2 protein-coding genes are annotated in these 1,112 nt (G+C 42.3%); both read right to left on the bottom strand.

The window, feature by feature from the left end; genetic code table 11:
* Positions 1–77: 77 nt before the first annotated feature.
* A complete protein-coding gene (locus tag M988_RS08770) occupies positions 78–545 on the bottom strand; it encodes a DUF6392 family protein (protein ID WP_064573716.1) in 468 nt (155 codons plus the stop codon).
* Positions 542–1,112 (bottom strand): S-type pyocin domain-containing protein (locus M988_RS08765; protein WP_211271676.1); only part of this gene is annotated, 571 nt, incomplete at its 5' end. The genes M988_RS08770 and M988_RS08765, both read right to left, overlap by 4 nt.

Raw genomic sequence — 1,112 nt, 5'->3', positions numbered from 1 at the left:
TTATCCCGCGCTGGGGAAATAATCCGCACCTGAAAACATCTTAGTAGGTGCTCCATGACTGGAGCACAATAGAAAACCTACCAGCGCAATTCTGATGTTGGTATAAACGTCACAGCCTCTACCATATCATCCATATCATAGCGAATTTGCATAGTGATTGGGATATCAAAATCTTCGACCGTAAATCGGTCAACCCAACCGAAGACTGTTTTCATCACAACTTTTGGCGGGACGCTTTTATCAGGTGCGCCAAATGTGTCATGTACCCACCGTCGAGACATATTTTTTTGTAATGGTGAAGGTAACTCATTCGGAAAAATCCAGTTTTTTACAGGTTCGTGCTGAATTTTTAGCGTAATCCCCTTGAGAATTTGCCCCTCCCGCTTAAATGATAAAAAAATACCTTCCTTAGCCATTTCCAAACTGAGATTTGGTGAACCTGATGCACCTTTTGGCTTTGTTTTATAAGGAATTAATCCAGAATAAAATATCTCCTGATATCCCTTTCCGATACTGCGTATTAAAGCTTCAACGTTCACAGTCATTTGTATAACCCCAGATCTTCATTTATTTTGTGTATCTTAACTCTTGCTGCTTCCAGTTGTTCCTCAGTAATACCGTGTTCTTTCAATACAGGGATTTCTATATCCAAATCCTTATCTGCTGCTGTACGTAAATCATATGAATCAGGCCCCTTATGGGTTTTATTACGTCCTCCATAAGTCGCGCTGATTTTTCGATGAACTTCTATAGGGATTACAAGTGCAGCCACTTTACCTGATATTTTTTTAATTTGGTCTGGATCAAATTCAGGATATTCTCTCTCTAAATATTGCTCCACCGCAGCTCGAGAAGGAATATGGTCAGCTTCATATTTACCCTGCCGTGATCGTCGATCAAAATCCTCATACGGTTCTACTTCCATAAGCTCTACCGGTGGCTTACTCAGGTAGATATAAATCGGAGGCATATCCGTCCCGAGGAAAACAAGAATGTAGTCCTCAAAATCCCCCCCAGTCGGCGCGGGATAACTCTCGATATCGCTTCCGACCTTCTCAGGGATCGGCAGTACCGTTATGGACGACGGTAAACTTGGGCTATCCTGATGTCCC

Source organism: Hafnia paralvei ATCC 29927 (assembly GCF_001655005.1).
Lineage (GTDB): Bacteria > Pseudomonadota > Gammaproteobacteria > Enterobacterales > Enterobacteriaceae > Hafnia > Hafnia paralvei.
This window is presented reverse-complemented; position numbering and strand designations above follow the sequence as displayed.

Excerpts from the sequence above, each read along its gene's own strand:
- M988_RS08770 (WP_064573716.1), bottom strand. The coding sequence starts at position 545 with ATGACTGTGAACGTTGAAGCTTTAATACGCAGTATCGGAAAGGGATAT.